This is a genomic window from Caballeronia sordidicola (assembly GCF_002220365.1).
In the GTDB taxonomy this organism is placed as follows: Bacteria; Pseudomonadota; Gammaproteobacteria; order Burkholderiales; family Burkholderiaceae; genus Caballeronia; species Caballeronia sordidicola_C.
On record NZ_MTHB01000141.1, the window covers coordinates 1 to 1190 of the forward strand.

The following is a 1190-nucleotide window of genomic DNA, read 5'->3' on the forward strand; positions in this document are numbered from 1 at the left end:
CTTAAGCACACGCCTAGGTTGAGATCATGTTGTGCCAAGTAACAAACACAATCCAGTAACAACGAGGCGCTCGGGCTTAAACACCCCGGTGAACTCGACTACTTCTTCCCCAGATTGGTTGTAGCGCCCCCAAGCGATACAACACCCCCTTTATGCCTGATGACCATAGCGAGTTGGTCCCACCCCTTCCCATCCCGAACAGGACCGTGAAACGACTCCACGCCAATGATAGTGCGGATACCCGTGTGAAAGTAGGTAATCGTCAGGCTCCTCATGCGCTGCATTGCATCGCAGCTAAACAAAAACCCCACCCCATAAAGGTGGGGTTTTTGCGTTCCTGAACACCTATAAGTGAGAGGCATCGATTATGTTGGACCCGCTGGAGGCTTGACACGACAGCGATGTTCCCCCATAATCGTCAGTTCTCTGCGGAGGGGTGCCCGAGTGGCTAAAGGGGGCAGACTGTAAATCTGTTGGCTTACGCCTACGCTGGTTCGAATCCAGCCTCCTCCACCAGAACATGTAGCAAGCGTCGGGAATCGTTAGACCCAAGCGGGTGTAGCTCAATGGTAGAGCAGAAGCCTTCCAAGCTTATGACGAGGGTTCGATTCCCTTCACCCGCTCCAGCATCAAGGTCCGCCCATGTGGCTCAGTGGTAGAGCACTCCCTTGGTAAGGGAGAGGTCAGCAGTTCGATCCTGCTCATGGGCACCAGCAACACTAGTCCACACTGTTTGCGCGCGGCGCAAGGTACGGAAAAATTCCTGTTAGGAGTCGAAAATGGCAAAAGGTAAATTCGAACGGACCAAGCCGCACGTCAACGTAGGCACGATTGGTCACGTCGACCATGGCAAGACCACGCTAACGGCAGCAATCGCGACGGTGTTGTCGAAGAAGTTTGGCGGCGAAGCAAAGGCGTATGACCAGATCGATGCGGCGCCGGAAGAGAAGGCACGTGGCATTACGATCAACACGGCACACGTCGAGTACGAAACGGCGAATCGCCATTACGCACACGTTGACTGCCCGGGCCACGCTGACTATGTGAAGAACATGATCACGGGCGCAGCGCAGATGGACGGCGCGATCCTGGTGTGTTCGGCCGCAGACGGTCCGATGCCGCAAACGCGTGAGCACATTCTGTTGGCTCGCCAGGTTGGCGTGCCGTACATCATCGTGTTCCTGAACAAG

1 protein-coding gene, 3 tRNA genes and 1 rRNA gene are annotated in these 1190 nt (G+C 55.4%); all 5 read left to right on the forward strand.

The features are described from left to right. The first annotated feature begins 155 nt into the window (after positions 1 to 155). Positions 156 to 268, forward strand: a 5S ribosomal RNA gene (gene rrf / locus BSU04_RS22190). Between the two features lie 162 nt (positions 269 to 430). Then, positions 431 to 516, forward strand: a tRNA-Tyr gene (locus BSU04_RS22195). 36 nt (positions 517 to 552) lie between these two features. Further along, positions 553 to 626 (forward strand) — tRNA-Gly (locus BSU04_RS22200). 12 nt (positions 627 to 638) lie between these two features. Then, positions 639 to 713, forward strand: a tRNA-Thr gene (locus BSU04_RS22205). A 66-nt stretch (positions 714 to 779) separates the two neighbouring features. Beyond that, positions 780 to 1190, forward strand: a 411-nt coding sequence (locus BSU04_RS22210; protein ID WP_144021311.1) for a GTP-binding protein, incomplete at its 3' end; no start/stop codon positions are given.